Raw genomic sequence first — 24,445 nt, forward strand, 5'->3', positions numbered from 1 at the left:
GACGCCATGCGTGCGAACCGGCAGATCATCGAGGACATCATGCGGTGGGTCGACGAGCGGCTTGCCGACGATCTGAGCGTCGCCGCCATGGCGAAGCGCGCCGGTTACTCGGAGGCCCACTTCTCACGCTTGTTCTTGGCGGTGGCTGGCGAGAGCCCGGCTTCCTGGCTCACCGGCCGCCGGGTGACGCGGGCCGCCGAGCGCCTGCGGTCCGGCCGGGCGCACGTGCTCGACGTCGCTCTGGAGTGCGGCTTTGTCGACGTGACCACCTTTGCACGGGCGTTCCGCCGCCGCACCGGCCTGTCGCCCAGCGCCTACCGTCGGGCACTGAGGGCGGATGGCGGGTGCTCGGTCGGGTTGGTCCGTGAGGCTGGAACCGTTGCGTCGCCGGCCTTTTGCCTCTCGGCGCTGACGGTCGATGTCCTGGACGATACCGCGGCGCCTGGCGGTCTCTGGCGGGCCGTGTTGCTGCACCTGGAAGAGGCTGGCTTGCGAGTCGACAGAAGGGACATGCGGCAGGTGGCGTTCTGGCGCGGCGATCCGCAGACACGCTACACCTGCGCCGTCGGCTTCGTGTGCGGCACGGGCGAGGACCTGCCGCTGCCATTCGCCCTGCTGCGCGTTCCAGCCGCTCTTTGCCGAAGGTTCGTGATCGAACGTCCGGACGAGACCCTGGCGGCTGCCTATGAGGCGATCTACGAGGATTTGTTGCCGGCGGCCGGAGATCGGCTGGCCGCCAACTTCGTCATCGAGCGCCCTCGCCCGGATGGGGGCGAGGGCGTCGAAATCCTGGTTCCGATCGTTGGAACGGTGGATGGAGCCGACCGCTGAAGTTTTACCGCACCAGAATGTTGCGGAAGCTCCAGGGATCGCTTTCGTCGATATCCTCGGGGAAGAAGCCGGGACGACCGGCGAGCGGCGTCCAGTCGGTGTAGTAGCCCTTCACCGGTCCGAGATAGGGCATCTGAATCTCAAGGCAACGCTTGTGATCCATTTCGTCGGTCTCGACGATGCCGGCTTCGGGATTCTCCAGCGCCCACACCATGCCGGCGAGCACCGCCGAGGTGACCTGGAGGCCGGTGGCGTTCTGGTAGGGGGCGAGCTTGCGCGCTTCCTCGATGGTCAACTGCGAGCCGTACCAGTAGGCGTTCTTGCCATGGCCGTAGAGCAACACGCCGAGCTCGTCGGCGCCATCGATGATCTTGTCCTCGGACAGCACCTCGGTCGCCTGTTGCACCTGGCCGCCCTGGCCGAACATCTCGTGCAGGGAGAGCACGGCGATGTTGGCGGGATGATAGGCGTAGTGGCAGGTCGGCCGGTACTCTGGGTGAGCGCCTTCGCCGACGGTGTAGTAGTCGGCGATGGAGATCGCCTCGTTGTGCGTGACGAGGAAGCCGAACTGCGGACCCGGCGTCGGGCACCAGGTGCGGACGCGCGTGTTGGCGCCGGGCTGGAGGAGATAGATGGCCGCCTGGCAGCCGCCGTCGTGGTGGCGCGCCGTTTCCGGCTCCCAGGTCTCGCCGGTGCCCCAGCCGAGTTCGGCCGGCTGCAGGCCTTCCGACACGAAGCCGTCCACCGACCAGGTGTTGCGGAAGACGTCCATCGAATGGGGGATGAGCGTGCGCTGGGTGTCGCGCTCGGCGATGTGGATGCCCTTGACCCCGATGGTCTGCATCAGCTTCGCCCAGTCTTCGCGACCCTTGGGCGGTGCGTAGGCGATCCCCATGTCGCGGGCGAGGTTTTCCAGCGCCACCTTGACGAACCACGAGACCATGCCGGGGTTGGCGCCGCAGCAGGAGACGGCCGTGGTGCCGCCCGGATTGGCCCGCTTCTCGGCGCGAACGGCTTCGCGCAGCCAGTAGTTGGTACGATGGGCCGGCTCGATCTCCTTGTCGAAGTAGAAGCCTTCCCAGGGTTCGGCGACGGTGTCGATGTAGAGCGCGCCGATCTCCCGGCAGAGCTTTAGGATGTCGAGCGAGCCGGTGTCGACGGACAGGTTGACGCAGAAGCCCTGGCCGCCGCCCTGGGTGAGCAGCGGCGTCAGAATGTCGCGATAGTTGTCGGGGGTGATCTTCGCCTGGATGTAGCGGATGCCGTGGTAGGCAAGGATGTCCTTGCCGGCGTCGCTGGGATCGATGACGACGAAGCGCGATCGGTCGAATTCAAGGTGCCGTTCGATGAGCGGCAACGTACCGCGTCCAATGGAGCCAAAACCGATCATGACGATGGGACCGGTGATCGTGCCATGCACGGGCGATGAATTCATTCAAACCTCTCCTGTCGCGGCACCCCTGGTGCCGGAAGATCTCCGCGTCTTGCAGGTCAACGGGAATAGCTAATCATGGGTGAAACGGCGGCGCCTGTGCCTTCCATGCCGTACCCGGCAGACATTAGAGCATGCCGTCGCAAAGTTTTCCAGTCGCGCCCTCGGAAGAAATTCCGAGGTTCGACATTCGGCTCGGCCGAGAAAACCGATGGTAGTCGGCGACGGCGCGGAGGCGTGGCGCGGTGAACTTCGCAGGCGCTCGAAAGACCGCAATGCGACCGACTAAATCCAGCCCTGGAGTTCGCGACGCACCACGTTCTCGATGACCGCCATGCCGTCGTCGCCATCGTTGAGGCAGGGGATGCGGGCGAAGTTGACGCCGCCGTTCTCGCGGAAGATGTCGGCGTTCTCGACGCCGATCTCCTCGATCGTCTCCAGGCAATCGGCGACGAAGCCCGGCGTCATGACGGCAAGCGACTTGACGCCCGACCGGGCCAGCGCCTCGACGGTCTTGTCGGTATAGGGCTGGAGCCATTCCTCCGGTCCGAAACGCGACTGGAAGGTGACGCGGAGCCGATCCTCGTTCCAGCCGAGGCGCTCGCGCAGGAGGCGCGCCGTCTTCTGGCAGTGGCAGTAGTAGGGATCGCCCTTGCGGAAATAGCTCTGGGGTATGCCGTGGAAGGAGGCGAGCACCACCTCGGGTTCGAAGGCCAGCGTGGCGAGATGGCTTTCGACGGAACGGGCGAGGGCGTCGATGTAGACGGGGTCGTCGTGGTAGGGCGGCACGGTGCGCAGCGCCGGCTGCCAGCGCTTGGTGATGAGGTGCGCGAAGGCCTTGTCGTTGACCGTGGCCGTTGTGGCCGCGGCATACTGAGGATAGAGCGGGTAGAGAAGAATGCGTTCGCATCCAGCGGCCTGCAACGCGTCGAGGCGGCTGGTGATCGAGGGATTGCCGTAGCGCATCGCCCAGTCGACGGTCACGGCGTTGCCGAGGCGGGCGCCCAGCTTCTCCGCCTGCGAACGGGTGTAGGTGCGCAAGGGGCTTTCGTCGCGCTCGCGGTTCCAGATGGTGTCGTAGTCGCGGCCCTTCTTCTGAGGCCGGGTGTTGAGGATGATGCCGTAGAGAACGGGGTACCAGATGAGACGTGACGTCTCGATCACCCGCCGATCGCTCAGGAACTCTTCAAGATAGCGGCGCATCGATCGGCGATCGGTGCCGTCGGGCGTGCCGAGGTTGACGAGAAGAACGCCGACCTTGCCATGGGGAACGACGGGATGATTGGGCGGCAACGACATTTCGGCTCGATCCAGGCTGTGACTTTAGAGAATTTCTAGCCGAAAGCGGCGCGGCGCGCGAGGCCCCAAGCAAGAGGATGGGCCCTTTTGGCGCGGCGCTCCGCGCTCATGACGAAAATCCGCCAAGACCATATGGGTATTGCGTATTCCCTGCGGGTTGCTTGTGCTTCTCGCCGAAAATGAGCTATGGAAGCCCGGCCTCCGCAAGAAAAGCCAGGGAGGTGGCGGGGATGACGCGCGCCGCTCACGGGGAGCGGCGACATCCGGCCAGGGGAATACAATGCGAGGTTTGCTCAAGGTGTGCGCGGCGATCGACGCACTGAACGTCGGCGTCAACTATTTCGCTCGTTGGCTGGTGCTGGCGGCGATCCTGCTGTCGGCGGGCAATGCCATCGTTCGCAAGGTCTTCAACTACTCTGCCAACTCGCTTCTGGAAGGGCAGTGGTACCTCTTCTCCGGGGTCTTCCTGCTCTGCGCCGGCTATACTCTGCTGAAGGGCGAGCACGTGCGGATCGACATTCTCGCCTCTCGCCTCAGCCGGCGGACGCAGGTCGTGATCGACATTTTCGGTACGCTGTTCTTCCTGCTGCCGTTCACGGTGGCGGCCATCTGGCTGAGCTGGCCGCAGGTGGTGTCGAAGGTTCTGTCCGGCGAGGTGTCGTCGAGCGCCGGCGGTCTGCCGCTGTGGCCGGCCTGGATCCTGATTCCCATCGGTTTCTCCCTGCTCGGCCTGCAGGGCATCAGCGAGATCATCAAGCGCCTCGCCTTCCTTTCGGGCAACGGACCGGACCCGTCTCCGGCCCACGCCGCCCATAACTGACCGGACGAGGACCGCCCACCATGACCGCCTTCCTCGTCGCCAACCTCGCGCCGATCATGTTCGGCTCGATGCTGCTGTTCCTTCTGATCGGCTATCCCGTCGCCTTCGCGCTCGCCGCCTGCGGTTTCGGCTTCGGCCTGATCGGCATCGAGCTTGGCCTTTTGTCGCCCAACCTGTTCCAGGCCATTCCCGACCGCGTCTGGTCGATCATGAGCAACGACACGCTGCTCGCCATCCCCTTCTTCACCTTCATGGGGTTGGTGCTGGAGCGTTCGGGCATGGCCGAGGACCTGCTCGACACCATCGGCCAGCTGTTCGGCCCGATCCGCGGCGGCCTCGCCTACGCGGTGATCTTCGTCGGCGCTCTGCTCGCCGCCACCACCGGCGTGGTCGCGGCCTCCGTCATCGCCATGGGCCTCATCTCGCTGCCGATCATGCTGCGCTACGGCTACGACCGGCGCGTCGCCTCCGGCGTCATCGCCGCTTCGGGCACGCTGGCCCAGATCATCCCGCCGAGCCTGGTGCTGATCGTGCTGGCCGACCAGCTCGGCCGCTCGGTGGGCGACATGTACGAGGGCGCGCTCTATCCGAGCCTCATCCTGACGGTCTTCTACGCGCTGTTCGTGTTCGTCGTGTCGATCGTTCGGCCGAAGTGGGTGCCGGCCCTGCCGCCGGAGGCGCGGACGCTGCGCGGCTGGCGGCTCGCCGGCAAGGTGCTGACGTCGCTGGTGCCGCCGCTGGTGCTGGTCTTCCTGGTGCTCGGCACCATCTTCATCGGCGTCGCCACGCCGACGGAGGGCGGCGCCATGGGCGCGGTGGGGGCGCTGCTGCTCGCCATCTCCAATCGTCGCCTGACCTTCCGCATGGTGGTGCAGGCGCTGGAACAGACCGCCAAGCTCTCCGCTTTCTGCATGTTCGTGCTGCTGGGCGCGCGCGTCTTCTCGCTGACCTTCTACGGCATCAACGGCCACCTCTGGGTGGAGAGCCTGCTGGCCGGCCTGCCGGGCGGCGAGGTCGGCTTCCTGATCGTGGTCAACCTCCTCGTCTTCTTCCTTGCCTTCTTCCTCGACTATTTCGAGCTGGCCTTCATCATCATCCCGCTGCTGGCGCCGGTCGCCGAAAAGCTCGGCATTGACCTCGTGTGGTTCGGCGTGCTGCTCGGCATCAACATGCAGACGTCCTTCATGCACCCGCCGTTCGGCTTCGCGCTGTTCTTCCTGCGCTCGGTGGCGCCGAACCATCCTTACGTCGACAAGATATCCGGCGTGAGAACGGCGCCGGTCACCTCGTCGCAGATCTACATGGGCGCCGTCCCCTTCGTGTTGATCCAGGTGGTGATGGTGGCGCTGGTCATCCTGTTCCCCGGCGTGGTGACGCACTACAAGGCCGACCGTCAGGAGATCGACCTCGACAAGGTCAAGATCGACATCATGGCGCCTGCGCCGGCCGCACCGGCCTTCGGCGATCCTGCCGCGGCGGGAGGCAGCCCGTTCGGAGCGCCCGCCGCTCCGTCCTTCGGCGGCCCCGCGCCGGACTTTGGTGCTGCGCCTGCCGCCCCCGGGGCAAGTTCGTTCGGCAGCCCGGCCGCACCTGACTTTGGCGCTGCGCCCGCCGCACCGCCGCCGTCGGGTCTGCCACAGCCCGATTTCGGGGCGACTCCGGCGCCCTGAGTTGGCGGTCGGACAATTTTGCCATAATCGACAGGCACGTCTGCCATTGAAGGTCGGCGGCTTCCACGCTGCCAAGCGTGAGGGTTTCCCGTGACACAGCTGAAGTCGAGCCGTCCCCGCCTCGCCGTCGTATTCGGTGGGCGGTCCACCGAACACGGGGTGTCGGTGATGTCCGCCGTGAACGTGATCGGGGCGATCGATCCCGATCATTTCGAGGCGGTGCCGATCTACGTCGATCGCGAGGGCGTGTGGCGCCTGAGCAGCTTCGAGGACGGCAAGCTCGCCCGTCCGGAGAGCGGACCGGAGCTGGCGCTGCTGCCGGGTGGCGGCGGCCGGCTGGTCGTCATCGACGGTGATGCGGACGTACCGCCCATCGACCTCCTCTATCCGCTCATCCACGGCCAGAACGGCGAGGATGGCTCGCTGCAGGGGCTTGCCCGCGTGGCGCGTCTGCCGCTTGTCGGCTGCGACACGCTCGGTTCGGCGACGACGCTCGACAAGGAGGTGGCCAAGCGTCTCTTGCGCGACGCTGGTCTGCCGGTCGCACGGTCGGCGACGATCCGTCGGGGCGATGTACCGGCCTTCGACACGCTCGCCCATGATCTCGGCCTGCCGCTGTTCGTCAAGCCGGCGTCGCAGGGATCCTCGGTCGGTGTCAGCAAGGTGGCGAGCGCCGGCGATTATACGGCGGCGGTGGCCACCGGATTCAAGTACGATCGCAAGCTGCTCGCCGAGGAGTTCATCCGCGGCCGCGAGATCGAATGCGCCGTGCTGGAGGATGAAGATGGCACGCTTGTCGTGTCGCGACCGGGCGAGATCGCACCGGCGGAGAAGCACGGCTTCTACAGCTATGACGCCAAGTATGTCGACAAGGACGGCGCGGCGCTGATGGTGCCGGCCGACCTGCCGGAAGACATCGAGCGAGAGCTGCGGCGGGCTGCCGCCGCCGCCTTCCGCGCTGCCGGCTGCGACGGATGCGCCCGCGTCGACTTCTTCGTCTGCGCCGATGGCCGCTTCGTCGTGAACGAGATCAACACCATTCCCGGCTGCACCGACATCAGCATGTTTCCGATGGCCATGGCGGCAAGCGGCACGCCGATGCGTCTGGTCATCGACTGCCTCGTGCGACAGGCGTTCGCGCGCCATGCCGAGGCCGATCAGCTCGGCAGCTGATCAAAATGAAAACCGCCCGGCCATGATGGGCGGGCGGCTCTCGATGGCGTTTCGGGCGAGGTCGCTTATTTGCCGGCGGCCTGCTGCGAGTAGACGTAGCTGTCGAAGTTGTACTCGGCGACGCGGAACCACTGGTAGCTCTCGGCGCGGAACTGCTTCCACGGCTCGTAGATCTTCTTGAAGGCCGGGTTCTTCGCCGCTTCGTCCTCGTAGAGCTTGAAGGCGGCGTCGTAGGCGGCGTCGAGGATCTCGCGGCTGAACGGCCGGAGCTGCACGCCCTGGGCGACAAGCCGCTTCAGGGCGGCGAAGTTGCGGGCGTCATAGGCGGCGGTCATGTCGTCGTTGGCGAGCGCGGCGGCGGCCTTCAGCACGGCCTTGTAGGCGTCGGGCAGCTCTTCCCACCTCTTCTTGTTGATCATGTACTGCAGCGCCGACGAGCCTTCCCAGAAGCTCGGGTAATAGTAGTACTTCGCCACCTGGTAGAGGCCGAGCCGCTCGTCGTCGTAGGGGCCGACCCACTCGGTGGCATCGATGGTGCCCTTTTCCAGCGCCGGGTAGATGTCGGGCGCCGGGATCTGCTGCGGCACCACGCCGAGCGACGACAGCACCTTGCCGCCGACGCCGCCGACGCGGAACTTCAGGCCGTTGAGGTCGGCAACGGTGTTGATTTCCTTGCGGAACCAGCCGCCCATCTGCGTGCCGGTGTTGCCGCCGAGCAGCATCACCGCGTTGTAGTTGGCGAGGAAGTCGTTGAAGAGATCGAGGCCGCCGCCCTGGAGGATCCAGGCCTGCTGCTGGCGCGTGTTGAGGCCGAAGGGCAGCGAGGTGGCGATGGCGAAGGTCAGGTCCTTGCCGATGAAGTAGTAGGAGGCGGTGTGGGTGATCTCGACGGTGTCGTTCTGCACGGCGTCGAGCACCTGCAGCGGCGGAACCAGTTCGCCGGCCGGGAAGACCTGGATCTGGAACTTGCCGTCGGTCGCCTCGGACACGGTCTTGGCGAACAGCTCGGACGAACCGAAAATGGCATCGGTGGACTTGGGGAAGCTGGAGGCGAGGCGCCACTTGATCTCCGGCAGCGACTGCGCGATGGCCGGCATGGCGAGCGTTCCCACGCTCGCCGCGGCGCCGGTGGAGACGAGCCCGGCCTTCCTGATGAACTGACGACGATCCATGCGATCCTCCCCTTGCCCCTTATTCACTGGCCCCGCGCGGCGCGGCGGCATCGTTGAAACTCGAAAGCGCCGGCCCGATCCGCGAGCGGGCCGAGCCGGCACGGCGGGCATTAAAAGCGGAAAAACCGGCATTGCGCAATTAGGTGATGCTCCAATCCTGCAAACTTTTCCGAAAGTTGCGCAAAATCGTCGTGGCGGCGCCAAAAGGCTGCCGCGCCCAAAGAATGGTCTTCCTGACGGTCCGTCGGATCGGCTAACAAGAAGGCACCTTCAACGCTTCGGATCCTCCCATGACCACACCCGTCGTCCTCTTCACTTCCGACTCCCGTGATTTCGACGGCTACACTTGGCACTGCGCTCCCACCACCTATCTCGAGGCGGTGCTCGCGGTGTCCGGCGGCATGCCGCTGATCCTCTCGGCCTTCGGACCGCGCCTCGATCTCGACGCCGTGCTCGATCGGGTCGACGGCGTCGTTGCGACCGGGTCGAAGAGCAACGTCCATCCGTCCCATTATGGCGTCGCGGCCACCGAGGCGATGGGGCCCTACGACGAGGTGCGGGATGCCACCAGCCTGCCGTTGATCCGGCGCGCCATCGAGCGCGGCATTCCGCTTCTATGCATCTGTCGCGGCTTGCAGGAGCTCAACGTCGCGCTGGGCGGCACGCTTGCCTCGGACGTCCAGGATCTGCCGGAGCGCATGGATCACCGCCACCCCGACGTTGCCGACATGGACGGCAAGTTCGCCATCCGTCATGGCGTGACGATCGCCGCCGGCGGCTGTCTCGGCCGCATCGTCGACGAGGAGATCCAGGTCAACTCGCTGCACCGGCAGGCGGTAGCGCGTCTGTCCGACCGTCTTTCCGTCGAGGCGACGGCGCCGGACGGAACCATCGAGGCGGTGTCGGTGAAGGGGGCGTCCGGCTTCACGCTGGGCGTCCAGTGGCACCCCGAGTATTGGGCGACCACCGACGGTCCGTCGAAGGCCATTCTTGAAGCCTTCGGGGCGGCGATCGCCGCCGAGGCCGACAAGCGCTGATGCCGATGGCGCCTCAGCCCCAGAGCGAGGCGCCGAACATCAGAAGGCCGAACAGCAACACGGCGATCGCGGCGCCCGCCTCGACGACGGTGTGAAGATGCCGGGCTGCTTCTCCACCTCCGGCGGCGGCGATGCGGACGGCAAGTCCCCGCGTCGTGACGGTGGCGAGCGTCAGAAGCGCGACGGTCAGGCCGGTGCCGAGCGCCATGGTGAAGGCCGAGGCGATGCCGGCGATCAACAGGCCCTGGCTGAGCGCGAAGACCAGAACGATCAGCGCGCCCGTGCAGGGGCGGAGGCCGACGGCCACCACGGCCGACCACGCCTTCTTCCAGTCAAGACGTCCGGAGGCGATCTCCGGCGGCGGCGCATGGACGTGACCGCAGGTCGCGTCGTGGACATGCCGGGCAGGTTTCAGACCAAGCCGATGCTCGTGACCGCAGCCGTCGTGATCCTCCGCCGCAGCGAAGCTGGTGGCGAGAACGACCGGTGCCCCACCCACCGTCACGGCAACGGGCGCGTAGCGTTCGGCAAACCAGCGGGCGAGTGGGCGGGCGATCTTGCGCCAGACCAGCCAGAGGCCGAGGAGGACGATCAGCGCGAAGGAGCCCGTCTCGAGCAGGGCGGCCGCGCGCGTCATGGCAATTGAGGTGGCGCCGAGAAGCACGGTGGCGACCAGCACCATGACCACCGCCGTCACCGCCTGGGCGAGCGCGGAGACGAAGGCGAGGATGGCTCCGTTCCGGGCCGTTTCCCTGTTGGCGAGGACATAGGTGGAGATCACGGCCTTGCCGTGGCCCGGCCCCACCGCATGCAGCACGCCGTAGAGAAACGACAGCGTCATCAGCCAGATGCCGGCGTTGCCATTGGCCTTCATGGCCGCAAGCGTTGCCGTAAGGTCCCGGTAGAAACCCGCCTGCCAGGCGGCGATGGTACGGAAGAGGCCGGGAAGGAAGCCGCCGCCGCTGGCAGCGGGTTCGGGCAAGCCGACGCCGAACGGTCCGGTCGACGCGAGAACCGGTGTTGCGGCGAGGAGCAGGATGGCAACAAGGCCAAGGCGGCGACCGGTCAAGGACATGCGATGTCGGCCCCGTTGGTCTGGCCTTCGGTGAGGAGCTGCAAGGCGGGGGGAAGCTCTCGCTGGTCGAGTGGAATCGCGGCCAGGGCCGCGGCGGTGGCCGGGTCCATGTCGGGTGGGCGGAAGGTCTTGGCGGCGCAGCCCTTGGGCGCGCCATCGAAGACGATTGGTCCGTCCTTGTCGTCGATCATGCGGAAGGCGACGAACAGGGTGGGGTCGTAGATCTCCAGCCGAGTCGAGCCGGCTGCCTTGACTGGAGCCTTGGTCGGCAGGGTGAAGAACAGGATGAGGCGGCCGCCGTCGTCCTGCAGCCAGTATTCGGTCGGCTTGTCGAAGTCGACGTCTTCGCCATCGGCAGCCGTGATGAAGGTGAAGTAGGCGTAATCCTTCAGCGAGTCGACGTTGATGTCGGCCAGCGGCTTGAGTTCGTCGACGCTGAGCTTGCCGTCGCCGTTGGTGTCGAGGCCCTGGCTGGCAAAGGCCGAATAGGCGTCGTCGAAGCGCCAGATGTTGCGGATGGCGGTGATCTCGCCCTTGCCGTCGAACACCACCTCGGCCTTGGCATCGACCCAGACGTGCGGATGGGCAAGCGCCGGCGCGGCGGCGAAGGCCGCGGCGAGCGCGGCGGCGAAGGCAATCGTCCTCTTGATCACGAGCGGCATCCGTGGAGATGGCGGCGACGGGTCGGCGCCTCCGGCGAGACATCGCTGCCAAACAAGGCGGGACGATGTCAACCCGGCTCGTCGGCCACCGTCGCCTGGCTCGTCGGGCCGTCGCTGCATCCCTCGCCGTTTTTCTGGAACCAGTCGGCCATGAAGTCGACGAAGGCGCGGATCTTGGCCGAGAGGTGCCGGCGATGCGGATAGACGACGTAGATGTTGGCTGCGCCCAACTCGAAGTCGGAGAGCACGATCTTGAGCCGGCCGGCCTCGATGTCGTCTTCCACCATCTTGTAGGGCACCGAACCGAAGCCCAGGCCGGCCAGAACCGCGAGGCGCACTGCCGACGGCGAGTTCACCTCGACGCGGCCGGATACCGCCACCGTCTGTCGGGCGCCATCGACGAGAAAACGCCAGTTGAAGCGGTTGCGCAGATTGGAATCGATGATGCAGGGAAGCCGCGTCAGGTCTTCCGGTACGGCGGGCAGGCCGTGGGTCTCGGCGACGTCGGGGTGGACCACCGTCGCGAAACGATAATCGGCAAGCTTGCGGGCGATCAGGCTGGAATCGGAGAGTTCGCTGACGCGGATGGCGCAATCGAAGCCTTCGTCGATCAGGTCGACGAAGCGATCGTCCAGCCGGAGGTCGAGGCGAATGGCGGGGTTGGCCGCCACGAAGTCCATGATCGCCTGGCCCAGCAGCGAATCGCCGAAGGTGCGCGGGGCGGCGACGCGCAAGAGGCCCGTCGGTTCGCCATGCCGCTCCCGCACCATGTCCTGAAGGTCGTCGACGCGCTGGAGGATCTCGCCGGCATCGCGGAAGTAGGCCTGGCCCAGCTCGGTCAGGGAGAGGCGGCGCGTCGTACGGTTCATGAGGCGGGCGCCCAACTCGTCCTCAAGTTCCTTTACGTATTTTGAAATCAAGGCCTTGGACCGGCCGAGCTTCCGGGCCGCCGCGGAGAATCCGCCTGCTTCGACGACCTCCACGAAGGTCCGCATGCGAGTGAATGTATCCATTATCCGCCGCCAGTTTGAGGAGTTCCGCCTTTCGACGACGCCGCACATCGGTTCCGTGGCCTCCGGAACGCCCGCACGCTGACGAAAGCGCTTTAGGGCCGACCATGTGACGGTCCAGCAATCGGCCAACCGGCAGTCACGCCCATTAACTCTAATGACCTGAATTCAATGACTTCCGTCAATATGAAAAATCGGGTCTGCGTCGCAGAATCATGCGATTTTCTGCTTTTATACGTATAGTTTACCGTGAGTGGACAATCGAATTCTTCCTGCTGAACTAATGCCGCTTGAGCAGCGCCCTTTGCACTTGCCGGTGGCGGCTTGGGAGAGGCCGCCGCACCCGCCGGCCGAGGTGTCGCAGCAGGGGCACACCACATGAAATTGACGTCACAAACGGATTTTCGAAGCACAAGGTCTTGCAGAAGAGGGCGACGCAGAGTACATGCGTCCTTGCCCAATTTCGCACGTGCCTGTGGTTGCGTGCCGGTTTCGCTAGGGCCGCTAACCGCGGTTCCGGCGAGGGCAACCGGTGACCGGAGTTAAACCGGGTCTAAGCTGCTTCTCAAGCGGCGGACGCGACTTAAAGCAACGACGTAGAGGGCTTTTTTGGTCTCTGCCGGCGCTCCAAACGTTGGCGTTACTGAAGAGGCACTACATCCTTGCCGGACGTGCGGACAGGAGCAATCCGTCCAATCAAAGGCTGCACGACCAAGAGTCTCGACCGCCCGGTGCATCTTCGCCGGGGCGCTGAGTTTTCAAGGTCGCACTGATATCCGCCGTCTTCCGGAAACGGGAGGCGATGAGGGGTGCATTCGCTCGCGCGTGCCGGGTCCACACCGGTCGCGGAGAGAGGGTTGCTCATCCTCGAAGTAGACTTTGGACGACGGAGTTCCAGGGCCATGACCGCGCGCATTCTCGACTTTCTCGCCAGCCGACGACCCGAAGGCCCCTGCCTGGTGGTCGACCTCGATGTCGTCCGCGACAATTTCAACGCGTTCCGCCACGCGCTGCCCGACACCCGCATCTACTACGCGGTGAAGGCCAACCCGGCGCCGGAAGTGTTGCAGTTGCTCGCCGATCTCGGCTCGTCCTTCGACTGCGCCTCGATCCCGGAGATCGAGATGGTGCTGGCCACCGGCGCCGCGGCCGATCGCATTTCCTTCGGCAACACCATCAAGAAGGAGCGCGACATCGCGCGCGCCCTCGAACTCGGCGTCGACCTGTTCGCCGTCGACTGCGAAGCCGAGGTCGACAAGATCGCCCGCCAGGCGGAGACGACCGGCAAGGCCCACGCCCGGGTGTTCTGCCGCATTCTCTGCGACGGTGCCGGCGCCGAGTGGCCGCTGAGCCGCAAGTTCGGTTGCGATCCGTCGATGGCCTCCGAAGTTCTCGAGCATGCCCATCGCTCCGGCCTCACCGCCTATGGAATCTCCTTCCATGTCGGTTCGCAGCAGGCCAACCTCGACGCCTGGGACGGCGCGCTCTCTTCGGCCGCCGCGATCTTCGGCGAACTGGCCGAGCGCGGCATCCAGCTGAAGATGGTCAATCTCGGCGGTGGTTTCCCGACCCGCTATCTCAAGGACGTTCCGGCGACCGAGGCCTATGGCCGCTCGATCGACGAAGCGGTGCGCCGCCACTTCGGCAACCATGTGCCCGAGACGATCATCGAGCCGGGGCGCGGCATGGTCGGCGGCGCCGGCCTGATCAAGGCTGAAGTGGTGCTGATCTCCAAGAAGAGCCGCGACGACGAGCAGCGCTGGGTCTACCTCGACATCGGCAAGTTCGGCGGTCTCGCCGAGACGATGGAAGAGGCGATCCGCTATCCGATCCGCACCCGTCACGACGGCTCCGCCACAGCGCCCTGCGTGCTGGCCGGCCCGACCTGCGACAGCGCCGACGTGCTCTACGAGAAGACGCCCTACGAGCTGCCGATCAGCCTGGAAATCGGCGACGAAGTGTTGATCGAAGGGACTGGCGCCTACACGACGACCTATTCGGCGGTGGCCTTCAACGGCTTCTCGCCGCTGAAGTCGTACATCATCTGAATTCGCTCCGGGCGGCCAGTTTCCGACCGGTACCCTTTGTGACTTCATCGCCCCGCCGGTTGCGGCGGGGGACGGGGTTGCCTCGATGATCGCCTACACGAATGAACAGGCGGGTGACGTTTTCGCCCGCGAGACGCTGCTCGACCGTGCCTTCGGGCCCGGCCGCTTCCGCAAATCCTCGGAGAAAATTCGCTCGGGGCGTCTGCCCTCCGAGGGACTGGCGCTCGTTGCCCGGGACGAAGATCGTCTCGTCGGCAGCGTGCGCCTGTGGGAGGCGGCGGCCGACCGGGCGCCGCTGTTGCTGCTCGGTCCGCTCGCCGTCGACGACGCGTGCCGTGGCGCCGGCGTCGGGGCCGGGTTGATGCGGCTCGCCATCGACAGGGCGCGGTCGCTCGGTCATGGCGCGGTTGTTCTGGTGGGAGACGAGCCCTATTACCGTCGCTTCGGCTTCTCGACGCGCGGCATGGACGGACTCGCGATGCCCGGGCCTTTCGAGCGCGACCGCTTCCTCGGCCTTGAGCTCGTTCCCGGCGCGCTCGAAGGCGTTTCCGGCGTGCTCCGGCCGACCGGCCGCCTTGCCTCCGACGAGCTCGCGACGGTTGCCGCCTGAGCTGTTTGCCATTTGAAAGTCCTTTCGGAAATGCATAGACTTGCAGGGTCTTTCCGGGAGGCTTTCCATGGACGTGTTTCTGAGCGGTGGCGATATCGCGGTCATCGCGCTGGTCTTGTTCGCGATCATCGTTCTGTTCGCCGGCATCAAGCAGGTGCCCCAGGGCTACAATTGGACGGTTGAGCGCTTCGGCCGTTATACTCGGACGCTTCAGCCCGGCCTCAACCTGATCATTCCGTTCTTCGACCGCATCGGCGCCAAGCTCAATCGCATGGAGCAGGTGCTGGACGTTCCGAGCCAGGAAATCATCACCCGCGACAATGCCACCTGCACGGTCGACGGCGTGGCCTTCTATCAGGTGCTCGACGCGGCGCGCGCCGCCTACGAGGTGTCCAACCTGCAGATGGCGATCCTCAACATCACCATGACCAACATCCGCACGGTGATGGGTTCGATGGACCTCGACAATCTCCTGTCCAACCGCGACGAGATCAACGCCCGCCTGCTGCACGTGGTCGATGCGGCGACGGAGGCCTGGGGTGTCAAGATCACCCGCGTGGAGATCAAGGACATCAATCCGCCGGCCGACCTCGTCGCCTCCATGGCCCGCCAGATGAAGGCCGAGCGCGAGAAGCGCGCCCAGATTCTGGAAGCGGAGGGCCTGCGCCAGTCGGCCATCCTGAAGGCCGAAGGCGAGAAGCAGGCCCAGGTGCTGCAGGCCGAAGGCCGGCGCGAAGCCGCCTTTCGTGACGCCGAGGCGCGCGAACGTCTTGCCGAGGCCGAGGCCAAGGCGACGGCAATGGTGTCGGAAGCGGTGGCGCGCGGCGACGTGCAGGCGCTCAACTACTTCGTCGCCGACAAGTACACCCAGGCGCTCGGCCAGTTCGCCCAGTCGCCCAACCAGAAGATCCTGATGCTGCCGGTCGAGGCTTCGGCGCTGATCGGCTCGCTCGGCGGCATCGCCGAGCTGGCTCGTGCGGCCTTCGGCGGCGATGGGCCGCAGGATGGAACGCCGCGTCGCCGCGGCGCCGTGCCGCCGGTCGGCGGCTGAGGGCGCCATCATGGGGCTCATCGAGGGATCGATCGTCTATCTCGGGCCATGGTCCTGGCTGGTGCTGGCGCTCGTGCTCGCCGGCATCGAGGTGGTGGTGCCCGGCACCTTCTTCATCTGGTTCGGCGCGGCGGCGCTGATCGTCGGCCTCATTGCCTTTGCCGTTGCGATGAGCTGGCAGGTGGAGCTGGTGCTGTTCGTCGTGCTGTCGGCGGTGGCGGTGCTGGTCGGTCGCCGCTTCTACGGCCGGGCATCCAACGAAGGCGACGGCTTCGCCAATGACCGGCTCGGCCGGCAGGTCGGCCGTTTCGCCGTCGTCGAGCGGGCCATCGAGGGCGGTTCCGGTCACATCCGTCTCGATGACACCATCTGGCGGGCCGACGGGCCGGATTTGCCGGTGGGCGCGCGCGTGCGAATCATCGGGCATCGCGACGGTCGTTTCCTGGTTGAGTCAGCGACGGCGGATTGAGGCCCGACATTGCGGCGGGCAGCCGCCTAACGGGTCGTTAACCAATTCCCTTTACCTTTCGTCAACACTGGATACCGCTCGGGGCGGTTGGCGCGGCGACGGAGGCGGGCGTGCATCGGCGGCAGACCTTTCGGGCTCTGGCGATGGCGTCGGTTCTCCTCGCCTTGCCGTCTTTTGCTCAGGAGACCGACGACACGGAGGCCGTGCCGGTTCTCAAGGGCGCGTTGCCGGCAAAGCCGGTCGATCCGATCGCCGATCCGATGTTGAGCGAGACGGAGGAGGGTGCGGCCGCCGGCTCGGGTGTCAGCCAATCCGAAAGCGTCGCCGTCACCGGTTCCGTGCTCAGGGGCAGCCTTCCCTCGTCCGAGCTCAGGGCCGTCGTCCGTCCCGTGCCGCCCAACCAGTCGGCCAAACTGCCGGCGGTGGCACCGAGCCTCCCCGTCGTCGCTCGCGAGGCCGACGCCCGTGCCGAGTACGAGCCGCTTGGGCTTCGCTTCGGCAGTTTCGTTGTGAACGCAACCGCCACGACCGGCATCGGCCTGCGCCATCATTCGATACAGGGCGACGAGACCTTCATGCGTTCGACCGGCGTGCTTGCAGCCCGCTCCGATTGGGAACGCAACAGCGTGGATCTGAGCGTTGGCGGGGCCTTTCGCCGCTCACTCTCCGGCATCGAGGAAAAGCTGCCGGAAGGGGACGCGCGCCTGGCTGGCCGCTTCGACATCACCGACGCGGACCGCCTCACGGCGGTGGCCGGCTGGACATTGCGCGACGAAGCGTCGGGGGACGGCAAGGAAAACATCTTCTCCGGCTCCCTCGGCTACGAACGCTTTGGCGGCCTGATCGGCCTCAAGACGGGGCTCGGCATCGACCGGACGGTCAACGAGACCGATCCGACGCTCGACAATACCACGCTCTCCCTGTCGTTGAGGCTGTCGCACGACAGCGGCGCGGTCTTGCAGCCCTTCGTGGAAGTCGGCGCATTCGGCCGGGACTTCGACAAGCCGGCAGCGGGCGACGGCATCAACCGCAGTGGCGTCGGCGGCGAAGCGAAGGTCGGTGTTGCCGTGGTAAACGACGACCTGACCGGCGAGATCGCCCTGGGCTATGGTTACGAATGGCTCAGGGCGGATGGTCTCGACGACATGTCGGGGTTGATCGGTTCGGCCTCGCTCTCGTGGGACGCCAGCGAGCTTCTTCGCCTGACGACGACCGCCACCACCAGTTTCGAGCCGACGTCCACGGCAGGCGCGTCCGGTGTCGTCAAGCGCATCGGCGAGGCCACCGTCACCTACGCGTTGGCGCCCAATGCCTTCGTGGTGGCCGGCGGCGAGCTGACGCTGGAGGACTACGTCGGTATCGACCGAAACGTGACGACCACGGCGCTGAAGGCGGGTGTCGGCTACAAGCTCAATCGCTCGGTGGAGCTCGGCCTCGACGGCGAGCACAAGATCGTCCGGTCGAGCGAGGCGGGGGGCGACTACACCGACAGCAGCGTGACGGCCACATTGACCCTGCGCCAATAAGAAGCGCGACTTAACCCGCTTCTCCGCGCTTGCTCCATTCCGCCCAGAAGATGCCGCCGAGCACCAGCGCCAGCGCTGCCGCGTGATAGAGGCGGAAGCTCTCGCCGAGCACGAGAACGGCGAGGATCGAGCCGAACACCGGGATCAGGTTGATGAACACGCCGGCCCGGCCGGGACCGACCAGCTCGACGCCGCGCACGAAGAAGACCTGCGACACCACCGAAGGAAAGACGGCGCAATAGGCCACCAGCGCCCAGCCGAAGGCCGTCGGCGCCACATACTGACCCATGGCGATTTCCGCGGCCAGGAAGGGCAGCGAAGTCAGCAGGGCGGCAACGGATAGCCCGGCGAAGAAGGAGAGCCCGGAAATCTTCGGCCGGCGCGGCAGCAGCACCGTGTAGAGGGCGTAGACGACGCAGGCGCCGAGCATCATCAGGTCGCCGGCGTTGAAATCGAGCGAGGCGAGGGTGGAAAGGTCGCCCTTGATGGCGATCACGCCGACGCCGACGAGCGTCGTCGCCATGCCGGCAAGCTGGCCCATGCCGGCGCGTGTGCCGACGATCAGGTAGGCGAAGACGAAGACGAGGCCGGGCAGGGCGCCCTGGATGATGCCGATGTTGACCGCCGAGGTGAAATGGGCGGCGATGTAGTAGAAGGCGTTGAAGATCGTGAAGCCCAGCGCGCCCATCGCCAGCATGTAGGGAAGGCGCGCCCTCATCGCCGGCCAGTCGGCGAGGACGGAGCGACGCGCGAACAGGGTGAGCAGCAGCAACACGCCCGACCACCGGTAGGTGGTCAGCGCCATCGGCGACACCTCACCGACGGCGAGACGGCTTGCCACCGTGTTGCCGGCCCAGAACAGCGGCGACAGCACGAGCAGCAGGTAGGGACGGCCATAGAGACGCGACCAGAGACCGTCATCAGCCACGAAACACCTCTCGCCAAAACACTTTGTCGTCTCCTTCCTAGAGTGTCCGGTCGCCATCCGCACGCCTCTTTGGCGAGATCCGGTACGCCCGAAGCGGGACAAATGGCAGATTTCCGACATCGCGGCTTTCATTGGCGGGCGGGCGCCGTTATAGTCGGTCAAGCCCCGGTGCCCATGGTATCGGGGCTTTCCGTGTGCGTGCTGCCGTCGGCGGCGCGGCGCGGAAAGGTCTGAAACTTGAACGACGGGACCTTTTCAATGGCGAACGTAGTGGTGGTCGGCTCCCAGTGGGGAGACGAGGGCAAGGGCAAGATCGTCGACTGGCTGTCCGAGCGAGCCGATGTGGTCGTCCGCTTCCAGGGCGGTCACAACGCCGGCCACACCCTGGTGATCGACGGCGTTTCCTACAAGCTGTCGCTGCTGCCCTCGGGCGTCGCCCGGCCGGGCAAGCTGTCGGTCATCGGCAACGGCGTCGTCGTCGATCCGCGCGCCTTCGTCAACGAAGTGACGCGCATCCGCGAGCAGGGCGTCAAGATCAGCCCGGACAACCTGCGCATCGCCGAGAACGCCACGCTGATCCTGTCCATCCATCAGGAGCTCGACGAGCTGCGCGAGAACGCCGCTTCGCCCACCACCCGCATCGGCACCACCAAGCGCGGCATCGGCCCCGCCTATGAAGACAAGGTCGGCCGCAGGGCCATCCGCCTCGTCGATCTCGCCCATCCCGAGACTCTGACCAACCGCATCGAGCGGCTGCTGTCCCACCACAATCCGCTGCGCCGGGGCCTTGGCCAGCCTGAGATCGCGCCCGAGACCATCCGCGACGAGCTGATGGCGGTGGCCGACTTCATCCTGCCCTACATGGACGTCACCTGGCGGCTGCTCGACGAGAAGCGCAAGTCCGGCGCCCGCATCCTGTTCGAAGGCGCGCAGGGCGCGCTGCTCGACAACGACCACGGCACCTATCCCTTTGTCACCGGCTCAAACACCACGGCCGGCCAGGCGGCTGCCGGCTCCGGCATGGGGCCGGGTGCGCTCGACTACGTGCTCGGCATCACCAAGGCCTACACGACGCGCGTCGGTTCCGGCCCGTTCCCGACCGAGCTGTTCGACGAGGTCGGCGATTTCCTTGGTGAGCGTGGCCGCGAGTTCGGCACCGTCACGGGGCGCAAGCGTCGCTGCGGCTGGTTCGATGCCGTGCTGGTTCGCCAGACGGTGGTCGCCTCGGGCATCAACGGCATCGCTCTCACCAAGCTCGACGTGCTCGACGGTCTCGACGAGATCAAGGTGTGCATCGGCTACGAGATCGACGGTCGCACGCTCGACTATCTGCCCGCCAACCAGGAGGAGCAGGCGCGTGTGAAGCCGATCTACGAGACCATGGAAGGCTGGAAGGAATCGACGGCCGGAGCCCGCTCCTGGGCCGAGCTGCCGGCGCAGGCCATCAAGTACGTCCGCCATATCGAGGAGCTGATCGGCGCGCCGGTGGCCATGCTGTCGACCAGTCCCGATCGTCTCGATACGATTCTTGTGCGTGATCCGTTTCAGGATTAAGTGATTCACCACGTTTTGCCGGCCTTCCCGCCGCAAAAAAGCCCGGCGGCCGTCGCAAGGCTGGCCGCAGGGTGTCCTATCGAAACAGCGTTCCGCCGTGGGGCGGGGCGCCAAGCCGAGAGATGCGGTACATGGCCGACTACTATCCCGTATTGAAGCGTGCCATTTCCTCGCTGCCGTCGGGGTCCGGCGAGGCGCGGCGCGCGGTCTACGAGAAGGCCCGTGTCGCCCTCCTCCGGCAGTTGAGCTCCTACAATCCGCCGCTGTCGCCGACCGACATCGCAGATCAGCGCGTGGCGCTTGAGGACTGCATTCGCCGGGTCGAGGCCGAGGTCGCCGACGTTCCCGAGGATGCGGCCTCCAGTGCCGACTCCCATACGCCTGCGCCGGCCGCGCCGCCGCCACCCGCCGCGCCCGAGCCCGCCGCCAAGGCGGAACCGGCCCGGGAAGCTTCTCCCCGGCAGGAGCCGGAGCCGCGCCCGGAGACCAAGCGCGAAGAGCCGGCGTCGCCGCGCCGGAGCGGGCTGACGTCGCTTGCCGCGCCGGAAATGAACCCCTTCCGGCACATCGAGCCGCTCGCTCAGCCGGAGATGAACCCCTTCCACCACATCGAGCCGCTGCCGGCTCGCGGCAGCGCATCCAACCGCGCCGCGCCCCAGGATCGGCCTCAGGATCGCGCGCCCGTCAGCCTGCCGACCGAACGCCCGCGCCTGCCGAGCAGCGTCCGGCTGCCCGACGAACGCGGCGAACCGCGCATCGGCGTCGGCGTCAGCGCGCTGACGCGCACCCTGAAGCAGGCCGACTCGCTCGGCGAGGCGTCATCCACCGCCGTGCGCGCCGCGCGTCATGCCATGAACGAGGTGGACGAGGTCGACGAGCCAACCGGGGGCGAACGGGTCGAGCCGGATCTCGGCACTGCCCGGCCGGTCGGCTCGCGCCAGGATGTATCCGTTGGCGTCGCGGGCGACAGGCCCGAGGCCGAACGTTTGCCGGGACAGCGCGAGGCGGCCACTTTGCCATGGCCGGACGACGGAGCCGGCGCAGCCCGCCGGGTTCGCACGGTGTTGATCGGCGTCGCGGTCGTGGCGCTGGTGGTGCTCGTCGCGGCGGTCGCCTACACCTTCCGTGGTCCGCTGGCGGACCTGGTCGCCGGCCAGCCGCAAACCCAGACGAGCGATGCGACGCCCAGCGACGACGGGCTGTCGTCGAAGATCCTCGATCGCCTGCCGGCCGAAGGCGAGACGCCGGCCGAGCCCGTCGCCCCCGACGCCGTGACCGTCCAGACGGAAGCGGTTCCCGCGCCGGCCGCCGTCGACCCGGACCTACCGCCGCCGCCCGGTGGCACCGCGATGGCCGAGGCGCCGACGACACCCTCCGAAGCTGCGCCGTCTTCTGACGCCGGTGCCGCGATTTCGGCTCCAGCCGCCTCGGAGGCTCCGCTGGCGTCCGCCGCGGCGGGCGAGGCGATCGGCGTTGCCCAGAAGGCCATTCTCTACGAGGAGCCCATCCCCGGCTCGCCCGGCACCAAGCTCGACGGCTCGGTGGTCTGGTCCTTCGTCAACGAGCCGGCCTTGCCCGGCGACAAGCCGGTGCCGCAGATCCGCGGTGACATCGAGGTGCCCGAGCTTGGCCTCAAGATGCGCCTGTCGATCCACAAGAACGACGATCAGGCACTGCCGGCCAGCCATATCGTCGAAATGTCCTTCGACGTGCCGCCGTCGTTTGCCGGCAAGTTCATCGACGCGGCGCCCGGCATGATCGCCAAGCAGACCGAGGAAGCGCGGGGCGACACCATCGCCGGCGCCGTCGCCAAGGTATCCGACAGCCTGTTCTGGCTGGCGCTGTCCGGCCTGGAGCAGGACGTCGCCCGCAACATCCAGCTGCTGAAGGACCGGCCGTGGATCGACATCCCGATCCGCTACGGCAACCGCCGCCGTGCCATCCTGACGTTCGAGAAGGGCGCGCCCGGCGACAAGGTGTTCGCGGAGGCCTTTGCCGCCTGGGGGCAGTGAGGCGTCCTTATTGCGGGCTAGATAGCTTCATCAGCACGAGGCCGGCGAGAATCAGCGTCGCGGCGAGGAGCCGCGTCGCCGTGACGGCCTCGCCCAGTACGGCGACGCCGACGGCGAAGCTGCCGACCGCGCCGATGCCGGTCCACACCGTGTAGGCGGTGCCGAGCGGCAGCGACTTCATGGCGACGGCGAGCAGGCCGAAGCTCATGAGCATGGCGATGACGGTGACGATGCTGGCGCCGAGCTGGGTGAAGCCGGCCGACAGCTTCATGCCGTAGGCCCAGACGACTTCCAGAAGTCCGGCGATCAGAAGATAGACCCAGGCCATGGCGGCCCTCCTTTCGGTTGGGCCGGGCCGTCCCGGACTTGGAACTCACCCCTGTGGGTGAGGGAGGGCGTGGCCTCGGGGCGAAAATGGGTCGTCGGCCGGTTGCCGTCAAGCGGCGGTCGCCGTTACTTCGACAGGAGGACGGCCCGGCCGATCAGCTTGCCGGACGGCAGGTGGTGGATCTCGATCACCTTGCCCTCGGGGCCTTCGATGGTCAGCGACAGGCGGTCGCCGTCGACGTCGGTGGCGACGACGGTGCCGGGCGTCGCCACCTCGACCAGGGTCTGGAACGGCGTGCCGGCCGGCGCTGCGCCGTCGCCGCTTTTGGCGACGCGAAAGGCGATGGCGACGAAGACGGCGATCAGGCCGATGCCGAGCGTGCCGGCGGCGATCAGCATCATGGTCTTGAGGCGGGCCTGCACCCGGGCGATGGCCGGATCGAGCGGCGCCTCGCGTTCGTCGTCGGTCGGGTCTGCCATGATGCTTTCCTTCAGCGCGGATTTCTGCGATAGGCGGCATTTAGCGAATCCGGCGCGGTTTGTCGACGCGCCGTCACCATCGGCAACGTTCGGGGCGAATCGACCTTTTGCTCGGGTCCTCCGTCGTCATACGCCCACCGGGACGCAAACGGGCGGGTTTCAGGAGTGGTCATGGCCGACGAGGACGATATCGTCTCGGAAGACGACGCCGGTGGGGCGCGGGCGGCCGTCATCGAGGCGGTGGCGAAGACGCGGTTCGACAAGTTGGTGGCCGAGGCCTTCCCCGACATCAGCCGGTCGCGCCTGAAGGCGCTGATCGAGGCGGGCGCCGTGGCCGTCGATGGCACCGTCGTCACCGACGCCGCCCGTAAGATGTCCGGCAGCCTGGCGCTCACCGTTCTGGTGCCGCCGGCCGAGGATGCCGAGCCGCAGGGCGAGAGCATTCCGCTCGACGTGGTCTATGAGGACGACGAACTGATCGTCATCGACAAGCCGGCCGGTCTCGTGGTGCATCCGGCGGCGGGCAACTGGACGGGCACGCTGGTCAACGCCCTGATCGCCCATTGCGGCGACAGCCTGTCGGGCATCGGCGGCGTCCGGCGGCCGGGCATCGTCCATCGGCTCGACAAGGACACCACGGGTTTGATGGTGGTGGCCAAGACCGATCGGTCGCACGCCGGCCTTGCTGCGCAGTTTGCCGATCATGGCCGCACCGGTCCGCTGGAGCGCGGCTATCTGGCGCTCGTCTGGGGCAGCCCCGAGCCGTTTCGCGGCACCATTGAGGCGCCGCTCGGCCGCTCGTCGTCCGATCGCACCAAGATGGCCATCGTCAAGGGCAGTGGCGGCAAGGAAGCGATCACCCACTACGAGGTGGTCGAGCGCTTTCCGGCCGAATCGGGGCGCGGCGCCATTGCCTCGCTCGTCGAGTGCCATCTCGAAACGGGACGGACTCATCAGATCCGCGTGCACCTGACGGCGGCAGGGCATCCGCTGGTCGGCGATGCGGTGTACGGCTCGCACTTTCTGACCAAGGTCAATCGTCTGCCGGAAGCGACAGCGCCGGCAGTCCGGGCCTTCCAAAGGCAGGCGTTGCACGCATTCTTGATCGCTTTCGAGCATCCCGTGACCGGGGAGCTCCTGAAATTTGAGAGCGGATTGCCGCCGGATATGGCAGACTTGGTGTCGGCGTTTCGGGAACTTTAGGCTTTTTCATAGGTTACCCATGAAATCGCCGGGATCGTTCCTATATTCGTCTCTCA

22 protein-coding genes are annotated in these 24,445 nt (G+C 66.6%); 13 read left to right on the top strand and 9 right to left on the bottom strand.

Translation table 11 applies throughout. The annotated features are described in order from the left end of the window. Positions 1-6: 6 nt before the first annotated feature. Positions 7-831 (top strand): AraC family transcriptional regulator, encoded by an 825-nt coding sequence (locus M4J39_RS16845; RefSeq protein ID WP_251729580.1) that lies wholly within the window; start codon positions 7-9, stop codon positions 829-831. Between the two features lie 4 nt (positions 832-835). Here the strand turns inward: M4J39_RS16845 and M4J39_RS16850 are convergent, their stop codons facing one another. Together M4J39_RS16850 and hemH are read right to left on the bottom strand one after the other, a co-directional pair. Then, positions 836-2,266: a homospermidine synthase gene (locus tag M4J39_RS16850; protein ID WP_251729581.1), complete on the bottom strand. Its 1,431-nt coding sequence runs from the start codon at positions 2,264-2,266 to the stop codon at positions 836-838. A gap of 282 nt (positions 2,267-2,548) precedes the next feature. After that, positions 2,549-3,562, bottom strand: coding sequence for a ferrochelatase (gene hemH, locus M4J39_RS16855; protein WP_251729582.1), 1,014 nt, complete (start codon positions 3,560-3,562; stop codon positions 2,549-2,551). Between the two features lie 280 nt (positions 3,563-3,842). Here hemH and M4J39_RS16860 point away from each other — a divergent pair, with 280 nt between their 5' ends. The 3 genes from M4J39_RS16860 (at position 3,843) to M4J39_RS16870 (ending at position 7,225) form a co-directional block, all read left to right on the top strand. After that, positions 3,843-4,382, top strand: coding sequence for a TRAP transporter small permease subunit (locus M4J39_RS16860; RefSeq protein ID WP_251729583.1), 540 nt, complete (start codon positions 3,843-3,845; stop codon positions 4,380-4,382). Positions 4,383-4,402: 20 nt separating this feature from the next. Continuing rightward, on the top strand, positions 4,403-6,052 hold the full coding sequence (locus M4J39_RS16865) for a TRAP transporter large permease subunit (RefSeq protein ID WP_251729584.1): 1,650 nt from the start codon (positions 4,403-4,405) through the stop codon (positions 6,050-6,052). Between the two features lie 99 nt (positions 6,053-6,151). Next, positions 6,152-7,225 carry a D-alanine--D-alanine ligase family protein gene (locus M4J39_RS16870; protein WP_251729941.1) on the top strand — a complete coding sequence of 358 codons (1,074 nt, stop codon included), beginning with the start codon at positions 6,152-6,154 and terminating at the stop codon, positions 7,223-7,225. Positions 7,226-7,290: 65 nt separating this feature from the next. Here M4J39_RS16870 and M4J39_RS16875 read toward each other — a convergent pair whose 3' ends face one another. After that, positions 7,291-8,397, bottom strand: a complete 1,107-nt coding sequence (locus M4J39_RS16875; RefSeq protein WP_251729585.1) for a TRAP transporter substrate-binding protein — start codon at positions 8,395-8,397, stop codon at positions 7,291-7,293. A 290-nt stretch (positions 8,398-8,687) separates the two neighbouring features. Between M4J39_RS16875 and M4J39_RS16880 the strand changes: the two genes are divergently transcribed. After that, positions 8,688-9,434 carry a gamma-glutamyl-gamma-aminobutyrate hydrolase family protein gene (locus tag M4J39_RS16880; protein ID WP_251729586.1) on the top strand — a complete coding sequence of 249 codons (747 nt, stop codon included), beginning with the start codon at positions 8,688-8,690 and terminating at the stop codon, positions 9,432-9,434. Positions 9,435-9,447: 13 nt separating this feature from the next. Here the strand turns inward: M4J39_RS16880 and M4J39_RS16885 are convergent, their stop codons facing one another. From M4J39_RS16885 to M4J39_RS16895, 3 genes are all read right to left on the bottom strand, one after another. Then, positions 9,448-10,509, bottom strand: coding sequence for a nickel/cobalt transporter (locus M4J39_RS16885; RefSeq protein ID WP_251729587.1), 1,062 nt, complete (start codon positions 10,507-10,509; stop codon positions 9,448-9,450). Then, positions 10,500-11,171: a DUF1007 family protein gene (locus M4J39_RS16890; protein WP_254004979.1), complete on the bottom strand. Its 672-nt coding sequence runs from the start codon at positions 11,169-11,171 to the stop codon at positions 10,500-10,502. The genes M4J39_RS16885 and M4J39_RS16890 overlap by 10 nt, the downstream gene beginning before the upstream one ends. Before the next feature lie 68 nt (positions 11,172-11,239). Next, complete coding sequence (locus M4J39_RS16895) at positions 11,240-12,184, bottom strand: LysR family transcriptional regulator (protein WP_251729589.1); 945 nt, start codon at positions 12,182-12,184, stop codon at positions 11,240-11,242. Between the two features lie 899 nt (positions 12,185-13,083). Here M4J39_RS16895 and M4J39_RS16900 point away from each other — a divergent pair. From M4J39_RS16900 to M4J39_RS16920, 5 genes are all read left to right on the top strand, one after another. Then, positions 13,084-14,229 (top strand): type III PLP-dependent enzyme, encoded by a 1,146-nt coding sequence (locus tag M4J39_RS16900; protein WP_251729590.1) that lies wholly within the window; start codon positions 13,084-13,086, stop codon positions 14,227-14,229. An 85-nt stretch (positions 14,230-14,314) separates the two neighbouring features. Then, entirely contained in the window at positions 14,315-14,839 is a 525-nt protein-coding gene (locus M4J39_RS16905; RefSeq protein WP_251729591.1) for a GNAT family N-acetyltransferase, read from the top strand. 79 nt (positions 14,840-14,918) lie between these two features. Beyond that, a complete protein-coding gene (locus tag M4J39_RS16910) occupies positions 14,919-15,890 on the top strand; it encodes an SPFH domain-containing protein (protein WP_251729942.1) in 972 nt (323 codons plus the stop codon). A 10-nt stretch (positions 15,891-15,900) separates the two neighbouring features. Continuing rightward, positions 15,901-16,359, top strand: a complete 459-nt coding sequence (locus M4J39_RS16915; RefSeq protein ID WP_251729592.1) for an NfeD family protein — start codon at positions 15,901-15,903, stop codon at positions 16,357-16,359. Positions 16,360-16,469: 110 nt separating this feature from the next. After that, the gene (locus M4J39_RS16920; RefSeq protein ID WP_251729593.1) at positions 16,470-17,885 is read left to right on the top strand and encodes an outer membrane beta-barrel protein; all 1,416 of its coding nucleotides are present in this window, start codon (positions 16,470-16,472) and stop codon (positions 17,883-17,885) included. Between the two features lie 10 nt (positions 17,886-17,895). Here M4J39_RS16920 and M4J39_RS16925 read toward each other — a convergent pair whose 3' ends face one another. Continuing rightward, a complete protein-coding gene (locus M4J39_RS16925) occupies positions 17,896-18,813 on the bottom strand; it encodes an EamA family transporter (protein ID WP_251729594.1) in 918 nt (305 codons plus the stop codon). 258 nt (positions 18,814-19,071) lie between these two features. Between M4J39_RS16925 and M4J39_RS16930 the strand changes: the two genes are divergently transcribed. Together M4J39_RS16930 and M4J39_RS16935 are read left to right on the top strand one after the other, a co-directional pair. Then, positions 19,072-20,367: an adenylosuccinate synthase gene (locus M4J39_RS16930; protein WP_251729595.1), complete on the top strand. Its 1,296-nt coding sequence runs from the start codon at positions 19,072-19,074 to the stop codon at positions 20,365-20,367. A gap of 131 nt (positions 20,368-20,498) precedes the next feature. Next, positions 20,499-22,379 carry a hypothetical protein gene (locus M4J39_RS16935; RefSeq protein ID WP_251729596.1) on the top strand — a complete coding sequence of 627 codons (1,881 nt, stop codon included), beginning with the start codon at positions 20,499-20,501 and terminating at the stop codon, positions 22,377-22,379. 7 nt (positions 22,380-22,386) lie between these two features. Here the strand turns inward: M4J39_RS16935 and M4J39_RS16940 are convergent, their stop codons facing one another. Together M4J39_RS16940 and M4J39_RS16945 are read right to left on the bottom strand one after the other, a co-directional pair. Beyond that, positions 22,387-22,707 carry a multidrug efflux SMR transporter gene (locus M4J39_RS16940; protein WP_251729597.1) on the bottom strand — a complete coding sequence of 107 codons (321 nt, stop codon included), beginning with the start codon at positions 22,705-22,707 and terminating at the stop codon, positions 22,387-22,389. Between the two features lie 125 nt (positions 22,708-22,832). Then, positions 22,833-23,186 (bottom strand): hypothetical protein, encoded by a 354-nt coding sequence (locus M4J39_RS16945; RefSeq protein WP_251729598.1) that lies wholly within the window; start codon positions 23,184-23,186, stop codon positions 22,833-22,835. Positions 23,187-23,357: 171 nt separating this feature from the next. Between M4J39_RS16945 and M4J39_RS16950 the strand changes: the two genes are divergently transcribed. Then, the gene (locus M4J39_RS16950) at positions 23,358-24,389 is read left to right on the top strand and encodes an RluA family pseudouridine synthase (RefSeq protein WP_251729599.1); all 1,032 of its coding nucleotides are present in this window, start codon (positions 23,358-23,360) and stop codon (positions 24,387-24,389) included. Positions 24,390-24,445: the final 56 nt, after the last annotated feature.

The sequence above is a fragment of the Pleomorphomonas sp. NRK KF1 genome (assembly GCF_023721755.1).
Taxonomy (GTDB): domain Bacteria; phylum Pseudomonadota; class Alphaproteobacteria; order Rhizobiales; family Pleomorphomonadaceae; genus Pleomorphomonas.

Excerpts from the sequence above, each read along its gene's own strand:
- hemH (WP_251729582.1), bottom strand. The coding sequence starts at position 3,562 with ATGTCGTTGCCGCCCAATCATCCCGTCGTTCCCCATGGCAAGGTCGGC.
- M4J39_RS16945 (WP_251729598.1), bottom strand. The coding sequence starts at position 23,186 with ATGGCAGACCCGACCGACGACGAACGCGAGGCGCCGCTCGATCCGGCC.
- M4J39_RS16845 (WP_251729580.1), top strand. The coding sequence starts at position 7 with ATGCGTGCGAACCGGCAGATCATCGAGGACATCATGCGGTGGGTCGAC.
- M4J39_RS16860 (WP_251729583.1), top strand. The coding sequence starts at position 3,843 with ATGCGAGGTTTGCTCAAGGTGTGCGCGGCGATCGACGCACTGAACGTC.
- M4J39_RS16900 (WP_251729590.1), top strand. The coding sequence starts at position 13,084 with ATGACCGCGCGCATTCTCGACTTTCTCGCCAGCCGACGACCCGAAGGC.
- M4J39_RS16935 (WP_251729596.1), top strand. The coding sequence starts at position 20,499 with ATGGCCGACTACTATCCCGTATTGAAGCGTGCCATTTCCTCGCTGCCG.
- M4J39_RS16890 (WP_254004979.1), bottom strand. The coding sequence starts at position 11,171 with ATGCCGCTCGTGATCAAGAGGACGATTGCCTTCGCCGCCGCGCTCGCC.
- M4J39_RS16875 (WP_251729585.1), bottom strand. The coding sequence starts at position 8,397 with ATGGATCGTCGTCAGTTCATCAGGAAGGCCGGGCTCGTCTCCACCGGC.
- M4J39_RS16905 (WP_251729591.1), top strand. The coding sequence starts at position 14,315 with ATGATCGCCTACACGAATGAACAGGCGGGTGACGTTTTCGCCCGCGAG.
- M4J39_RS16895 (WP_251729589.1), bottom strand. The coding sequence starts at position 12,184 with ATGGATACATTCACTCGCATGCGGACCTTCGTGGAGGTCGTCGAAGCA.
- M4J39_RS16850 (WP_251729581.1), bottom strand. The coding sequence starts at position 2,266 with ATGAATTCATCGCCCGTGCATGGCACGATCACCGGTCCCATCGTCATG.
- M4J39_RS16950 (WP_251729599.1), top strand. The coding sequence starts at position 23,358 with ATGGCCGACGAGGACGATATCGTCTCGGAAGACGACGCCGGTGGGGCG.
- M4J39_RS16885 (WP_251729587.1), bottom strand. The coding sequence starts at position 10,509 with ATGTCCTTGACCGGTCGCCGCCTTGGCCTTGTTGCCATCCTGCTCCTC.
- M4J39_RS16880 (WP_251729586.1), top strand. The coding sequence starts at position 8,688 with ATGACCACACCCGTCGTCCTCTTCACTTCCGACTCCCGTGATTTCGAC.
- M4J39_RS16915 (WP_251729592.1), top strand. The coding sequence starts at position 15,901 with ATGGGGCTCATCGAGGGATCGATCGTCTATCTCGGGCCATGGTCCTGG.
- M4J39_RS16930 (WP_251729595.1), top strand. The coding sequence starts at position 19,072 with ATGGCGAACGTAGTGGTGGTCGGCTCCCAGTGGGGAGACGAGGGCAAG.
- M4J39_RS16940 (WP_251729597.1), bottom strand. The coding sequence starts at position 22,707 with ATGGCCTGGGTCTATCTTCTGATCGCCGGACTTCTGGAAGTCGTCTGG.
- M4J39_RS16865 (WP_251729584.1), top strand. The coding sequence starts at position 4,403 with ATGACCGCCTTCCTCGTCGCCAACCTCGCGCCGATCATGTTCGGCTCG.